General features: G+C 65.8%; 14 protein-coding genes. 11 read left to right on the top strand and 3 right to left on the bottom strand.

The window, feature by feature from the left end; all coding sequences use genetic code 11:
• Positions 1–48 precede the first annotated feature (48 nt).
• Both BB28_RS21470 and BB28_RS21465 read left to right on the top strand, forming a co-directional pair.
• On the top strand, positions 49–477 hold the full coding sequence (locus BB28_RS21470; protein WP_030096232.1) for a DUF3151 domain-containing protein: 429 nt from the start codon (positions 49–51) through the stop codon (positions 475–477).
• A gap of 141 nt (positions 478–618) precedes the next feature.
• Positions 619–1530, top strand: a complete 912-nt coding sequence (locus tag BB28_RS21465) for a cation diffusion facilitator family transporter (RefSeq protein ID WP_046254976.1) — start codon at positions 619–621, stop codon at positions 1528–1530.
• Between the two features lie 12 nt (positions 1531–1542).
• Here the strand turns inward: BB28_RS21465 and BB28_RS21460 are convergent, their stop codons facing one another.
• Positions 1543–2307: a site-2 protease family protein gene (locus tag BB28_RS21460; RefSeq protein ID WP_046254975.1), complete on the bottom strand. Its 765-nt coding sequence runs from the start codon at positions 2305–2307 to the stop codon at positions 1543–1545.
• A gap of 10 nt (positions 2308–2317) precedes the next feature.
• Entirely contained in the window at positions 2318–2989 is a 672-nt protein-coding gene (locus BB28_RS21455) for a diacylglycerol kinase family protein (protein WP_046254974.1), read from the bottom strand.
• Positions 2990–3137: 148 nt separating this feature from the next.
• Here BB28_RS21455 and BB28_RS21450 point away from each other — a divergent pair, with 148 nt between their 5' ends.
• Positions 3138–4433: an adenylosuccinate synthase gene (locus BB28_RS21450; protein ID WP_030096236.1), complete on the top strand. Its 1296-nt coding sequence runs from the start codon at positions 3138–3140 to the stop codon at positions 4431–4433.
• Positions 4430–5092 carry a PaaI family thioesterase gene (locus tag BB28_RS21445; RefSeq protein WP_081252305.1) on the top strand — a complete coding sequence of 221 codons (663 nt, stop codon included), beginning with the start codon at positions 4430–4432 and terminating at the stop codon, positions 5090–5092. Before BB28_RS21450 ends, BB28_RS21445 begins: the two co-directional genes overlap by 4 nt.
• Before the next feature lie 4 nt (positions 5093–5096).
• On the opposite strand, the gene BB28_RS21440 is transcribed toward BB28_RS21445, so the two are convergent.
• Positions 5097–6677 (bottom strand): Na+/H+ antiporter, encoded by a 1581-nt coding sequence (locus tag BB28_RS21440; RefSeq protein WP_046254973.1) that lies wholly within the window; start codon positions 6675–6677, stop codon positions 5097–5099.
• A gap of 60 nt (positions 6678–6737) precedes the next feature.
• Between BB28_RS21440 and BB28_RS24765 the strand changes: the two genes are divergently transcribed.
• From BB28_RS24765 to BB28_RS21410, 7 genes are all read left to right on the top strand, one after another.
• Positions 6738–7055: a UBP-type zinc finger domain-containing protein gene (locus BB28_RS24765; RefSeq protein WP_075874142.1), complete on the top strand. Its 318-nt coding sequence runs from the start codon at positions 6738–6740 to the stop codon at positions 7053–7055.
• A 71-nt stretch (positions 7056–7126) separates the two neighbouring features.
• Positions 7127–8491 carry a formate-dependent phosphoribosylglycinamide formyltransferase gene (gene purT / locus BB28_RS21435; RefSeq protein WP_046254972.1) on the top strand — a complete coding sequence of 455 codons (1365 nt, stop codon included), beginning with the start codon at positions 7127–7129 and terminating at the stop codon, positions 8489–8491.
• On the top strand, positions 8488–8937 hold the full coding sequence (locus BB28_RS21430) for an Rv0361 family membrane protein (RefSeq protein ID WP_046254971.1): 450 nt from the start codon (positions 8488–8490) through the stop codon (positions 8935–8937). Before purT ends, BB28_RS21430 begins: the two co-directional genes overlap by 4 nt.
• Positions 8938–8948: 11 nt before the next feature.
• Positions 8949–9374: a rhodanese-like domain-containing protein gene (locus BB28_RS21425; RefSeq protein WP_046254970.1), complete on the top strand. Its 426-nt coding sequence runs from the start codon at positions 8949–8951 to the stop codon at positions 9372–9374.
• Positions 9371–10603: an O-succinylhomoserine sulfhydrylase gene (locus BB28_RS21420; protein ID WP_046254969.1), complete on the top strand. Its 1233-nt coding sequence runs from the start codon at positions 9371–9373 to the stop codon at positions 10601–10603. The genes BB28_RS21425 and BB28_RS21420 overlap by 4 nt, the downstream gene beginning before the upstream one ends.
• Positions 10604–10665: 62 nt before the next feature.
• The gene (locus tag BB28_RS21415) at positions 10666–11139 is read left to right on the top strand and encodes a hypothetical protein (protein WP_046254968.1); all 474 of its coding nucleotides are present in this window, start codon (positions 10666–10668) and stop codon (positions 11137–11139) included.
• A 10-nt stretch (positions 11140–11149) separates the two neighbouring features.
• Entirely contained in the window at positions 11150–14143 is a 2994-nt protein-coding gene (locus BB28_RS21410; RefSeq protein WP_046254967.1) for an MMPL/RND family transporter, read from the top strand.
• Positions 14144–14153 lie beyond the last annotated feature (10 nt).

Below are 14153 nucleotides of genomic sequence, written 5' to 3'. Positions count from 1 at the left end.
GCCCACCCTATCGCGATCGCGGGATCGGGTTGGCGTCAGAATGGCTGCATGAGTCCAATGCATGATCTGCTGGGTCCCGAGCCTGTGCTGCTACCCGGAGACGCCGAGGCCGAGTCGGCCCTGATCGAGGGCCGGGATCCTGCCGCGGTCGCGGCGGCGTACCCCTCCGCGTCGATCGCCTGGGCCGAACTGGCGGAGAACGCGCTGGACGGTGACGGCTCGGTCGGCAGCATCATCACCGCCTACGCATTCGCGCGTACCGGGTATCACCGGGGCCTGGACCAGTTGCGACGGAACGGATGGAAGGGCTTTGGGCCGGTGCCCTACTCGCATGAGCCCAACCGTGGCTTCCTGCGTGCGGTGGCCGCCCTGGCGCGCGCCGCCCAGCTGATCGGCGAGAGCCACGAATTCGCGCGGTGCTGCGATCTGCTCGACGACTGCGATCCGGCCGCTCGCCCCGCGCTACTTACTTCCTGACGTCGACACGCCGTCTTGTGGCGGCAATGTGCGATACGAGTTCGCCACCGCGCGGCGTGTCGGCGAAGCGCGGCGGGCGGAATGACCCATTGGCCTATGCGAACTTTTGCATATAAGTTCGAGAGGTCGAGAGGAGTCACAGTGGGAGCCGGTCACGATCACGGGCATGTAGGCAATCCGGCCGACGCCCGGGTGGGACGAATGTGGGTCTCGCTGGGCATCGTCGGCTCCTTCTTCGTGCTCGAGCTTGTCGTCGCCTTGCTGATCAACTCGCTGGCCCTGCTGGCCGATGCGGGCCACATGCTCACCGATCTGGTCGGGCTCATCATGGGGCTCAGCGCCATCCTGTTGGCGCGCCGCGGCAGTACCTCGGCGGCACGGACTTATGGATGGCACCGGGCAGAGGTGCTCACCGCGATCGTCAACGCGGCGCTGCTCACCGGCATCGCGGCGTTCGTCATGTACGAAGCGGTGGAGCGTCTCACCGGTGGCGCACCCCCGGAAGTGCCGGGTCTGCCGATGATGGTGGTCGCGCTGGCCGGGCTGGCCGCCAATGTCGTGGTGATCTGGCTGCTGCGCTCGCACGCGGAAAGCAGTCTCGCGGTGCGCGGCGCCTACATGGAGGTGCTGGCCGATGCCGTCGGCAGCGTCGGGGTACTCGTAGCGGCGATCATCACCCTGACCACCGGCTGGCGATACGCCGACATTGTGGTCGGTGTCCTGATTTCGCTGTGGATCCTGCCGCGCGCGTTCTCGCTGGCGCGGGCCGCGCTGCGCATCCTGACGGAGACCTCGCCCAAGCACATCGACGTCGACGAGCTGCGTGCCGCGTTACTGGCGGTGGATGGCGTGAGCAGCGTGCACGACCTGCATGTGTGGACCCTGGTGCCCGGTAAGGACATGGCCACCGCGCACCTGACCAGCACGGCCGACGCAGCGCAGGTGCTGGCGGCGGCACGGTCCGTACTGGCCGAGCGTGGTCTTCCTCATGCCACCATCCAGGTGGAACCCCCTGAGGCGCAGGAGCATTGCGAGGAACACGCCAACTGGTAGCGGCCGGTCCGGCTAGAGCAGCTTGCCCCAGAAGCGGAACAGCCAGCCGCCGATACGGGAGAGATCGGGGTCGACGCCCAATGACGCGACGATCCAGTAGACCGCATCGAAGAATGCCCGGTTGATCGGCGGCGACATCAACAGCACGAACAGGATCAGGAATCCGAACGTCTTGGCGTTGGCAAGCGTGCGTTGCGTTTTCGGGCTCAAGTGCGGCTCGAGTGCGCCGTAGCCGTCCAAACCCGGCACGGGCAATAGGTTGAGCACCACCGCCGTCACCTGGAGGAAACCGAGGTAGGCCATCGCCGCCCAGAACACCACATGGTCGCGATCGGCGAAAAGTGCTGTCGTCCCCAGAATCAGTACCGCGAGTGCGGCATTGGCGCTCGGCCCGGCCAGGCTCACCTGGGTGCGCTGCCGGTTGGTCATCCCGGCGGTGTGCACGTACACCGCGCCGCCGGGAAGCCCGATGCCGCCGAGTGCGATGAACACCAGCGGCAGCACCATCGAGAGCACGGGATCGGTGTACTGCAGCGGGTTCAACGTCAGGTATCCGCGTGCCTGGGTGTCGCCGAAACGCCAAGCCGTGTACGCGTGTCCGAACTCGTGCAGGCACAGGGACACCACCCAGCCGGTGAACACGAAGACGAACACCCCGCCGCGGGCCAGCGGCTCGGTGGAATTGCCGCCGAGCCACGCCAGCACCGCCCCGGCAACGGTGAGTGCGACGAGCGCGAGAAAGACCGGGCTGGGACGGACGGACTGGGAGGTCTTCACCGGTGCGAAGCTACCGGACGAGCAACCAGCCCTGCTGGTGCCGATAGAACGTGGACCGGGTGACGGGACGAGCGCCCGCGACACCGTCACGGACCACGACGGCACCGTCGGTTCCCAGCTGAGCCGCCCGTCCGGTCACCCAGCGGCGGGGCAGGAGGCGCGCTCGGCCCCGGACTCCGGCTCGCAGGCCCGGCAGCGCTTCGATGGGTTCGATATCGACGGCGGCGATGCCCTCGAACAGCAGGGTGTCATCGACCGTGGCCTCGCCGGTGACCGCTTCGCCGTCGGTGCCCTGCCATGAGGCGCGCCCGGCGAGGGCGGTGCCGGTGTCGTCCCGGATGAGTGGCACCCGGTGTGCGCGGCCCGTGCGGGCCCGGCGGGCCGCGCCGATCCCGATCCGATAGGTCCGGCGTGCGCGTGAACGGCGATCCGGCACGAAACCCAACTCCACGTCCAGTCTTTCGGCACGCATCAGCCGGGTTAGCACCTGCCCCAGATCACCGTCTCCACCGACCACGATGAGCCGGAGCGTGCCGTCCGGAAGCGCATCCAGGAGTGTGCGCACCGCGTCGGATCCCTCGACCCGGTCCACGGGGAGGTCACGCAGAATGCGGGGCAGTCGGCGGGTGCCGAACAGCAAAACCCGCGCCGCCGCCGTTTCGGTGACGCTCGGGGTACTCACCAGCGACCTCCTTCGTCGGTCCGAATACGTACAAAGCCCGTGGCCTGCGATACAGTGGCTCACCGGCTGAACAACATTTTGCACGCGCAGCGCTGCGCCGCGATGGCCCGCGGTGGGGGCTGCCAACAGGGAAGCGCAGAGAACGCACATGCCGGCAATAGTCCTGATCGGCGCCCAGTGGGGCGACGAGGGGAAAGGCAAGGCAACCGACCTGCTCGGTGGCTCGGTTCAATGGGTAGTCCGCTACCAGGGCGGTAACAACGCCGGACACACCGTGGTGTTACCCAACGGGGAGAACTTCGCCTTGCACCTCATCCCGTCGGGGATCCTCACCCCGGGGGTGACGAACGTCATCGGCAACGGGGTCGTCGTCGATCCGGGCGTGCTCTTGACCGAGCTCGCGGGTCTGGAGCAGCGGGGTATCGACACCTCGGGTCTCATCTTGTCCGCCGACGCGCATCTGCTGATGCCGTACCACGTCGCGATCGACAAGGTGACCGAAAGGTACCTGGGATCCAAGAAGATTGGCACCACCGGCCGCGGTATCGGCCCCTGCTATCAGGACAAGGTGGCGCGCATCGGGATCCGGGTCGCCGATGTTCTCGACGAGGAATCTCTGCGTCAAAAGGTTCATGCCGCACTGGAATTCAAAAACCAGGTGCTGGTCAAGATCTACAACCGCAAGGCGCTCGACCCGGATCAGGTTGTCGACGGCGTGCTGGAGCAGGCCGAGGGATTCAAGCATCGCATTGCCGACGCGCGTCTTGAGCTCAACCAGGCTCTGGAACGCGGTGAGACGGTGCTGCTGGAAGGATCGCAGGGCACGCTGCTCGATGTCGATCACGGCACCTATCCCTTTGTGACGTCCTCGAATCCGACCGCAGGCGGCGCCTCGGTGGGGTCCGGTATCGGGCCCACCCGGATCACCACCGTGCTCGGGATTCTCAAGGCGTACACCACCCGCGTCGGTTCGGGTCCGTTCCCCACCGAGCTGTTCGACGAGCACGGCGCCTACCTGGCCAAGACGGGCGGCGAGGTGGGCGTTACCACCGGGCGCGCCCGCCGCTGCGGGTGGTTCGACGCCGTCATCGCCCGGTACGCCACCCGGGTCAACGGCATCACCGACTACTTCCTGACCAAGCTGGACGTGCTGTCGAGCCTGCAGACCGTCCCGATCTGTGTCGGGTACGAGGTGGATGGCAAGCGCACCAACGAAATGCCGATGACCCAGAGCGAGATCTACCGCGCCACACCGGTTTACGAAGAGCTTCCGGGTTGGTGGGAGGACATTTCCACGGCTCGCGAGTTCAGCGACCTGCCCGCCAAGGCGCAGGACTACGTGTTGCGTCTCGAAGAGCTCGCCGGTGCGCCGATGTCATGCATCGGCGTTGGGCCGGGCCGCGATCAGACGATTGTGCGGCGGGACATACTCTCGAAGTCATGACTGCCGACGGGGACAGACTCGCCGCACTGCATGAAGAGATGAATCGGGCCATCCGTGAAATCCGTGGCGGGGGTTTTCCCCAGTACTCGCCGTCTTCGGTGGGGCCCGGATTCGGGCGGTTCCTGACCGCCATGCGGCGGCTGCAGGATCTCGCGGTGTCGGCCGATATGGACGATCCTCGCTGGGACGAGGCGGCCGATCTCACCGAGAAGCTCGTCGAGCTGATGGACCCGTACCAGGCGCCCGAGGGTGTCGGACCTGCCAATCGGGTCGCCGACGAGCCCGCCAACGGGCACCTGTTGCTGCCGCCGTGGTTCATCGACAAGGCCGGACCGGACGGTATCGAGGCGCATGGTGACTTCCCGCGGTTCTACCTCGGCGGTAATGGCGCCGTACACGGCGGCATCCTGCCGCTGCTGTTCGACCATCTCTTCGGGATGACGGTGATCATGGCGGGCCGCACCATCAGCCGTACGGCCTTCCTGCACGTCAACTACCGCCAGGTAGTGCCGGTCGGTGTGCCCCTGACGGCCAGCAGCCGCATCGACGAGGTGGATCGCCGCAAGGCGTTCGTCTCGGCGGAGCTCTATGACGCCGCCGGGACGGTGCTGGCCGATGCCAATGGGCTGATGGTGCAGCTGCTGCCCGGCCAGCCGTGACGGGCTACCTGTCGGCCTGATTCATGGTGGCCTCTTCGAGGTCCAGTCCACGCAACACGGTGCGCAGCACCTCGTCGTCGATATTGCCCGCATCGCGTTCGGCGATGAACACTTCACGCTCCTTCTCGAGCATCTCCAGGCGCAGGTTCCGGAATGCGGCCATCGGGCTCTCACCGGCATCCTCATCGCTGCGTCCGAGGCGCTCCCAGGCCGCGTTGCGGCGCCGGGTGTTCCAGTGCCGCAGGATCTCCGCGGCCCGGCTGCGCACGTTGGTGTCCTCGATGCCGTCGTTGTCATCCAGGAGTTCCTCGAGACGATCGGCCGCCGCGCGGGCAGCCTTGTCCTGGGCGGCGGCCTCGGCCAGGGCGTCCTTGCGTTCATCGTCGCTCTGCACGCCCAGCACCCTGATCACCCACGGCAACGTAAGGCCGTGCAGCAGAAGGGTTCCCACCACCACCACAAAGGTGAGGAACACGATGTGCGGATGCCCGGGCAGTGGCTCGCCGGTGACGGTGGACAGCGGCACCGCGAAGGCCATCGCCAGCGACACCACACCTCGCATCCCGGCCCACGCCACCACAAAGACCCCACGTGCCGACGGGCGTTGGCCGGGCGGACGCATATAGGCGAAGGCGAAGACGAACACGATGCGTACCACGATGACGGTGGCCAGCACCGCGATCGACGACAGCGCGATGGTCTGGAACGACAGGCCGCGTAGTCCCTCGATGACCTTGGGCAGCTGCAACCCGATGAGCAGGAACGCGAAGGATTCGAGCAGCAGCTGCACGGCCTTCCACACCGCATCGTCCTGTAGCCGGGTGGCGTATCCGGCATGGACCGAGCGGTGTCCCAGCATCAGGCCGGCGACCACCACCGCGATCACGCCGGAGCCGTGTATCTCCTCAGCGAGCAGGTAGGCGAAGAACGGCACCACCAGGCCGATGGCGCTCTCGGACAGCGGATCGTCGAGCTTGCAGCGGATGATGTTGACCAATTTCCCGATGACAACCCCGACGAGCACCCCACCGACGGCCGCGAGCGCAAAGATCTTGAGCCCGTCGGCCACGGTGGCGCCGAGCCCGATCGCCGCGGCGATCGCGACCCGGTAGGCGGTGAGTGCGGTGGCGTCGTTGAGCAGACTCTCGCCGCCCAGCAGCGTCATGATGTTGCGCGGCAGGCCCAGGCGGCGGCCGATGGCGGTGGCCGATACCGCATCGGGCGGTGCCACGATGGCGCCGAGCACCATCGCGCCGGCCAGCGGCAGCTCGGGAACCGCATAGAACGCCACGAAGCCCACCGCGACCGTGGTGACCAGCGGAAGCACCACGGCCAGGCTGCTGACCGCCCGCACGTTCTTGCGCAGGTTGACGTAGGAGCTCTCCAGCGCCGTGGTGTAGAGCAGCGGCGGCAGAATCACGAACAGCACCAGGTCCGGGTCCATCTCGATGGACGGCAGGCCGGGGATGGCGGTGGCCGCCAAACCCGCCACGACCAGTACCAACGGGGTGGGAAGCCCGAATCGCCGGGAAATCGCTGCCAGGACGAGGGCGGCCGTGAGTACTGCCAGCAGTGAAACGTTCACCTTCGTATTCTGTGCGGAGAGTGGTCCTGGCACCTAAGCGGGCACGTTGAGAGGGCAAATATGAAGCGGCTGTTCCGGCGCGGATCTGCCGCGCCCGCGTCGACACCGGGGCAGGGCCCCTGTCCGGAGCTGGTGGCCGCCACCGGGCCCGACCCTGAAGCCCGGACCCCCGGGCGTTGCGAGGACTGCGCCGCACTGGGCGAGCAGGTCTGGGCCCATTTGCGGATGTGCCTGGAATGCGGCCGGGTGAGCTGCTGCGATTCCAGTCCCCACCAGCACGCCACCGCACATTTTCACGCCTCGGGGCACCCGGTGATGCGTTCCCATGAGCCCGGTGAGGATTGGCGCTGGTGTTATATCCACAGCACTCTCGGTTGAGGATGTGTGGCAATCTGGCACGCTAGGCACGGTCCAACAGGGCAACAGACCGACCGGAAGGCGTAAAAGACATCGTGGTGACGCAGGAGGGTTCGCCCCCCAGCGAGCAAGGGTCGACGGCGTCAACTGACACCGTGGAGCCCGGGCCCGCCGAGACGGCGCCGGTGACCGAGGACGCCATCCGTGCCACCAACGGCGCGAAGGTGCCCAAATCCGCCAAGGCTGCGAAGCCCACTGTCGAGACCGCAGCGTCAGCCGGCGACGTACCGGAGCCTGCTGCGCCCAACCGCACCACGGTGATGCTGCTGGGTTCGGGTGAACTCGCCAGAGAATTGGCCATCTCCTTCCAGCGCCTGGGCGCTGAGGTCGTTGTGGTGGACACCGGCACGCCCGGGCCCGCCCAGGACGCGGCGGACCGTTCGATGCGCGCGTCGATCGGTGAGTCGGAGACGTTGTTCGAGCTCGTCGAGAAGGAACGGCCCCGGTTCGTGGTGCCGCTGGTGGAGACCGCTTCGGTCGACGCGCTTGAGAAACTGGCCGACGGCAAGGTCACCCAGGTCATTCCGACCGCCAAGGCCGTGCGACTGGCGGGCGATCGCGAGGCGATGCGGCGGATGGCGGCCGAGGAACTCGGCTTGCCCACGCCCGCCTACTGGTTCGCGAACTCGGTGGAGGAGCTGCACAAGATTCTCGAAACCGCGGGTTTCCCGGTAGTGGTGCGCCCGGTCTCGGCCGCCTACGGCCAGGGCGAATCGGTGGTGCTGCGGGAGAGCGACGCGGAACCGGCATGGGATCAGGCCGTGGCGGCGAACATCGGTGATATCCGGCGGGTGCTGGTGGAAACCGTGGTGGAGATCGACTACGAGATCACGCTGCTGACGGTGCGCACGGCCGGGGTCGGCGGTGCGACCAGACTGTATTTCTGCGAGCCCATCGCACACCGGCAGAGCGGCACCGACGCGATGCAGATGTGGCAGCCGCAGCCGCTGAGTCAGGCGGCGCTCGAGTTGGCGCGGTCGATTGCCGCTCGCGCGGTCAATGCCCTTGGTGGGCACGGTGTCTACGGTGTCGAGCTGTTCGTCCGCGGCGACGAGGTCTACTTCTGCGATGTGAGTGCGCGGCCCTACGACTCCGGGCTGGTGACGGTGCGATCGCAGCGGTTGTCCGAATTCGATATGCACGCACGCGCGGTGCTGGGGGTACCGATCGACACCATTTTGGTGTCGCCGGCGGCCGCCGAGCTGGTCTACGGCGACGGCCAGGGTCCGTCGCCGCGGCAGCTCGATGAGGCGTTGCAGATACCTGAGAGCGATCTTCGGGTGTTCGGGCATTCGGAGATCCACCGGCGCCGCCGGGTTGGGCTGGCATTGGCCACCGCGCCCAATACCGCGCTGGCGATGAGCCGCGCGCATCAGGTCGCCAGGCATCTGCGGTGACGCCCGAGGAGCAGGTGGAATCCGAGGATCGCGGGAGTATCGGCCCCTTCATCGCCGGGGCGGTGATCTTTGGAATCGTGGTGATCGGTATCGCGGTATCGACGTTCTTCCGGTCGGGTGACGGTCTCACCGAAGAGGGCCGGGTAGGGCAGTCGGTCATCGCGCAGAACGATGCGCTGCAGCGACATGCCTATGCCGACTATGTGGCCGGCAGCTGCCGAGCCATCGTCAGCCCGGAACAGAATGTGATTGCCGCGCAGGACAAATCCGAGGCGGCACGCGGAAACCGGTACGTGGACGACGTCAAGGACGTCAAGATCACCGGGGATACCGCCACCGCCTCGGTGACTTATCACTACATGAAATCCGAAGACACCAAGCTCACCGCGGACGTCTCCTTCGTCAAGGAAGACGGCTCGTGGAGGGTGTGCAGCCAGTACCAATAGACTGGCTCTTCGTGGGCTACGCAGGAGATATCACCCCGGAGGCGGCGTGGGCGCTGCTGAAGGACAACCCAGAGGCCGTTCTTGTCGATGTGCGCACGTCGGCGGAGTGGAAGTGGGTCGGGATTCCCGACCTCACCGAGCTCGGTCGCGATGTTGTGTACATCGAGTGGGTGCGCTCGAACGGTGAACGCAATGAGCAGTTCCTGGAGGAGCTGGCAGCCGCGGGCGTGACCGGGCCGTCCCAGGGGGACGACCGTCCGGTGATCTTCCTGTGCCGGTCCGGTAACCGGTCGATCGGCTCGGCGGAACTGGCCACCGAGGCGGGAATCGCCCCGTCCTACAACGTGCTTGACGGGTTCGAGGGCAACCTGGATGAGAACGGGCACCGTGGCGGAGTCGGATGGCGTGCCATCGGTCTGCCCTGGCGGCAGTCATGAACCAGACTCCTGACGGCGTTCCCTCGGTCCGCATACCCAAGGCGCTGCCCGACGGCGTGAGCCAGGCGACCATCGGCGTGCGTGGTGGACTGCTGCGCTCCGAGTTCGAGGAGACCGCCGAGGCGATGTACCTGACCTCCGGGTACGTCTACGAGAGCGCGGCCGCTGCGGAACGCGCCTTCACCGGCGAGGTCGATCGGTATGTGTACTCCCGCTACGGCAACCCCACGATCTCCATGTTCGAGGAGCGGTTGCGGCTCATCGAGGGTGCCGAGGCGGCATTTGCGACGGCGACAGGCATGTCGGCCGTCTTCACCGCGCTGGGTGCGTTACTCGGTGCCGGTGACAGGCTTGTCGCTGCCCGGAGCCTGTTCGGGTCCTGTTTTGTGGTCTGTAACGAGATCCTGCCGCGCTGGGGTGTGGAGACCGTGTTCGTCGACGGTGAGGACCTCTCCCAGTGGGAGGAGGCGCTGTCCGTTCCTACGCAGGCGGTCTTCTTCGAAACCCCTTCCAACCCAATGCAATCACTCGTCGACATCGAGGCGGTGTGCCAGCTGGCTCATGCCGCGGGCGCAAAGGTGGTGCTGGACAACGTTTTTGCTACACCGCTGTTGCAGCAGGGTATTCCGCTGGGCGCCGATGTGGTGGTCTATTCCGGCACCAAGCACATCGACGGGCAGGGTCGAGTGCTCGGCGGCGCCATCCTGGGTGAGACCGAATACATCGAGGGACCGGTCAAGACGCTGATGCGGCACACCGGGCCGGCGCTGAGCCCCTTCAATGCCTGGACGCTTGTGAAAGGCCTTGAAACACTGGATCTTCGAGTGCGGCACGCCAACGAATCCGCCTCCAAGATCGCGCAGTTCCTGGAACAGCATCCCGCGGTGCGCTGGGTGCGATACCCGTTCCTGCCTAGCCATCCTCAGCACGAACTGGCCAAGCGGCAGATGCGCGGCGGCGGTACCGTCGTCACCTTCGAGCTGGACGCCGACGGCGACGCGGGCAAGCAGCGTGCCTTCGAGGTGCTCGACGGCACCTCGCTCATCGACATCTCGAACAACCTGGGTGACTCCAAGTCGCTCATCACCCATCCCGCCACCACCACCCATCGGGCGATGGGCCCGGAGGGGCGCGCGGCGATCGGGCTCTCCGATGGCGTGGTGCGTTTGTCGGTCGGGCTGGAGTCCACCGAGGACCTCATCGCGGATCTGGAACGGGCACTCGGCTAATTCGGGCTAGCTTTAGTTAGCAGGGGCTAGCACTAACGGCGAAGCCTTTGTAGTATCCCGTCATGACGCAACGAAGCGTTCATGTCGCGGTATTGGTGTTTGCCGCCGTGATGATGTCGCAGGCCCTGAGCGCTTGCTCGATGTCCGATTTCGTGGGTGGTGCCGTAGAGCGCACCACATATCCGCCGGTCACGCCGATTCCGCCGCCCCCGCCCGGCGTAAACGTTCTGCCCCCAGACTTTCCGCGTGATATCCCGGTCATCAAAGGCACATATCGCCAGGACGCCGAGGGCAGTTCTCGGACCTTGGCGGTCAGCGGCGTGGACGCCTCAGCGGTCGCCGCGGCGGGCAAGCTCCTGACCGATGCGGGATTCGAACATCAAACCGTGGTGGGCCAGGACGCCTACCTCAACAGCCGATACACCGTGCTGGTGGTCGGCGACGACCTCGGTGGAACCTTCACCCTGCGCTACACCGTCATGCCGATGACCGGCGTGCCGGGCATGCCCAGTGTCACCTTTCCGCCGTTGATCTGAGGAGCCCAGGATGTCGCACCAATACAGTCCGGCGTTCGAACGGGCCGGGCGTTTCGTGGCCAAGCACGCAAAGCTGGTGATACTGGCGTGGATAGCGGTCGCTGTTCTGGTCAATGCCGCGTGGCCGCAGCTGGAGCGGGTCGCCAACGAACACTCGGTCAGTCCACTGCCGACGGGCGAAGTGAGTCCGGCGTTGGCATCGATGAAAGAGATGGGAAAGGCATTCGGCCGTCCCGGAATCGATAACGCTGTCATCATCGTCATGCACAGCGACAAGGGATTTGACGCCGAGTCGCAGGCTCGGTACTCCGCGCTGATCGACCGGCTGGGCGCGAACAAGGAGTACGTCACCTTCGTGCAGGATCAGCTGGGCGATCCGCGGATGCGCAGTAACCCGGTGGCGCGCAAGCAGGTTCTCAGCGAGGACGGCACCACGTGGTACGCGATGGCGGGTTTGGCCGGGGACCTTGGTACTCCGTTGGCGCAGAGGGCATATCGCTCGGTTGACGATTTGGTGAGACAGACCTTCGCGGGATCGGCCACCACCGCCAACATCACCGGCGCGGCAGGCACCATCACCGATATGGGCAACGCCGCATTGGGTGATCTGCCCAAGATCGGCGCGGTGACCGTGGTCGTCATCGGCCTCATCTTGTTGTTGGTCTTCCGATCGTGGTTCACCGCGATGCTGCCGCTGCTGGTGATGGGGATGAGTCTGCTCATCGCACGTGGAGTGATCGCCGGACTTGCCGATCGGGGCCTGGTCCCGGTGTCCTCGGTGTCTGCCGGACTGATGATGGCCGTGCTGATGGGGGCCAGCGTCAACTACACGGTGTTCCTGGTGAGTCGGTACCACGAGCGAATTCGCGCGGGGGAGGCGCCGCCGGATGCGCTGGCGCATGCCTGTGGCTCGATGACCAGGGTCATCCTGGCGACGGCTGCCACGGTGGCGATCGCCAACATCGCGCAGTTGACCGCCAAGCTGGCCTTCCTCGCGGCGGCCGGTCCGGCCGTGTCCATGGGGGTGATCGTCGCGTTCTTCGTGGTCACCACGCTGCTACCGGCGACGCTGAGTCTGGCCGCCCAGCGCGGGTTGGGGCTGCCCGGGCCGGACCGGGCCGGCGTGTACTGGCACCGCATGGGAGTGAACATTGTGCGGCACCCCTGGCCCGTTTTCGGCGCGGCGATCGTGATCCTGTTGGCGGCAGCGTCCTTCGTGCCCTTCATGCGGCCCAGCTTCGATATGTCGCGGGTGCTGCCGGATTCGGCCCAGTCGAACCAGGGTATGCGGATACTCAATGCCCACTTTCCTGCCAATTCGGTGATGCCGCAGTATCTCCTGATACAGGCGCCATCGGATCTGCGTAATCCGCGCGCGCTGGCCGATCTTGACCAGATGGCTGAGCGCATCTCTCAACTTCCGGGAGTCGGGAAGGTCGTCGGCATCACCCGTCCCGATGGCAACAAGCTCACTCAGGCCACATTGGCATGGCAGATCGGATACATGGGAACGCAGATCGACAAGACGGGTGGACAGGTCAACGCCGACCTGCGGCCGCAGCTCGAGCGGATGTCCAAGCTCGCCGACGTCATGTCGGCCATGACCAACGAGCTGGGTGACGGGGACCTGGCCCGGATGCAGCAGATGATGCCGCAAATGTTGTCGATGGCCAAAGAGGTTGACGGGCAGCTGGATCGGTATCAGTCGCTGATATCGCAGATGGGCACGGTGGCGGGGATGGTGGATCAGCTCGCCACGATGGGCCCCTCGGTCGAGGCGACCTTCTCGACGCTCGACGCCGGGGCGTCGTTGACCCAGACGCTGGCCGAATCCCCCTTCTGCCCGGTACAACCCGATTGTGTGAAGCTGCGCGATCAGCTCATCGAGCTACGCGACAAGGGGCCGCTGTCGTCGGCGGAAAACCTGCGCGAGTCGGTGCGGGCGGTCACCGGTGGAAAGACGATCACCCAGCTGCTGGGCGATATGAACAATCAGTTCAAGCAGATTCGCGGGCTACTCGCGAAGTTGCCCGAGATGGAACGCAAGTTTGAACGCATCTCCGGCTACTTCCGGCAGCTTCAGGGATTGGGTGTCGACATGAACTCCGTCAAGACGATGGGCGTGCGGATCCGCGACCTGAATACGCAACTCGAGGACACCGTCCGGTCCATGGGCGAGGCGGCCGTAACCCTGCAGACCATTGGCAAGGATTCCAATTCCCCTGCCGCATCCGGGTTCTCCGTGCCGGGTGTGATGTTGCAGAATCCCGGATTCAAGGAGCTGAGTTCGGCGTTTCTGCAGGACGATGGGCGTACCGCGATGTATCTGGTTCAGTCACCGCTGAATCCCTATGGGCCCGAAGCGATGCAGCTGAGCCGCGATATGGAGCGCGTCGGCAGCGAGGCGACTCCCAACACCGCGCTGGCCGGTGCCACGGTGTCGGTGGGCGGTTTTCCCGCCATCAACGCCGACCTGAAGAAGGCCTACGACAGCGATCTCCGCGAGATCATCGTCGTCACTCTCCTGATCATCTTTCTGGTGATGTGCCTGCTGCTGCGGGCGGTAATCGCGCCGCTGTACCTGTTGGGCACGGTGCTCCTCACCTATGTCGCCTCACTGGGCATCGGCGTGCTGGTGTTCCAGGTTCTCCTTGGGCAACAGCTGGATTGGGCGGTCCCGGCCATGACATTCGTGCTGATTGTGGCCGTCGGTGCCGACTACAACATGTTGTTCATCTCACGCCTGCGGGAGGAGAGTGCCCGGGGCATGCGGCTTGGCATCATCCGGACCGTGCGTCAGACCGGGTCGGTGATCACCTCGGCCGGTCTGGTGTTCGCCGCCAGCCTCTTGGGCATGATGGTTGGCTCGGTCAATCAGATGGTGCAGATGGGGTTCATCATCGGTGTGGGCATCCTGCTGGACACCTTCATTGTCAGGACGCTGATGGTGCCCACCTTGGCTCAGGCCTTCGGCAAGCTGAGCTGGTGGCCCTCCAAGGCGTGACAGGGTATCG

The organism is Mycobacteroides chelonae CCUG 47445, from assembly GCF_001632805.1.
In the GTDB taxonomy this organism is placed as follows: domain Bacteria; phylum Actinomycetota; class Actinomycetes; order Mycobacteriales; family Mycobacteriaceae; genus Mycobacterium; species Mycobacterium chelonae.
The sequence above is the reverse complement of the archived record's forward strand: the minus strand, read 5'-3'. Positions and strand labels throughout refer to the sequence as shown.

Bases quoted from the DNA above. Each gene is read 5' to 3' on its own strand.
- BB28_RS21470 (WP_030096232.1), top strand. From the start codon at position 49: ATGAGTCCAATGCATGATCTGCTGGGTCCCGAGCCTGTGCTGCTACCC.
- BB28_RS21450 (WP_030096236.1), top strand. From the start codon at position 3,138: ATGCCGGCAATAGTCCTGATCGGCGCCCAGTGGGGCGACGAGGGGAAA.
- BB28_RS21445 (WP_081252305.1), top strand. From the start codon at position 4,430: ATGACTGCCGACGGGGACAGACTCGCCGCACTGCATGAAGAGATGAAT.
- BB28_RS24765 (WP_075874142.1), top strand. From the start codon at position 6,738: ATGAAGCGGCTGTTCCGGCGCGGATCTGCCGCGCCCGCGTCGACACCG.
- BB28_RS21420 (WP_046254969.1), top strand. From the start codon at position 9,371: ATGAACCAGACTCCTGACGGCGTTCCCTCGGTCCGCATACCCAAGGCG.
- BB28_RS21415 (WP_046254968.1), top strand. From the start codon at position 10,666: ATGACGCAACGAAGCGTTCATGTCGCGGTATTGGTGTTTGCCGCCGTG.
- BB28_RS21410 (WP_046254967.1), top strand. From the start codon at position 11,150: ATGTCGCACCAATACAGTCCGGCGTTCGAACGGGCCGGGCGTTTCGTG.